1 pseudogene is annotated in these 303 nt (G+C 66.3%); it reads right to left on the bottom strand.

Features of this window, described 5'->3' with window-relative positions:
• Window positions 1-303, bottom strand: a pseudogene (gene eno, locus DJ021_RS18600) (phosphopyruvate hydratase); the annotation flags it as partial.

The raw sequence follows: 303 nt of genomic DNA, 5'->3' as shown, positions 1-303 counted from the left end.
CAGGCGATCGGTCAGCAGCTTCCAGCCTTCGACGTCGTCCTCGGCGCAGCCGTCCTCGATGGTGACGATCGGGAACTTGGAGACCAGGCCGGCCAGGTAGTCGACCATGCCGCCGGCGTCGACCGTCTTGCCCTCGCCTTCCATGACGTACTTGCCGCCCTTGAAGAACTCGGTGGAGGCCACGTCGATGCCCAGGACGAAGTCGTCGCCTACCTTGTAGCCGACCGCTTCACCGGCCTTCACGATGAAGGCCAGGGCGTCTTCGGCGCTGGACAGGTTCGGGGCGAAGCCGCCCTCGTCGCC

This window comes from Phenylobacterium hankyongense (assembly GCF_003254505.1).
In the GTDB taxonomy this organism is placed as follows: domain Bacteria; phylum Pseudomonadota; class Alphaproteobacteria; order Caulobacterales; family Caulobacteraceae; genus Phenylobacterium; species Phenylobacterium hankyongense.
This window is presented reverse-complemented; position numbering and strand designations above follow the sequence as displayed.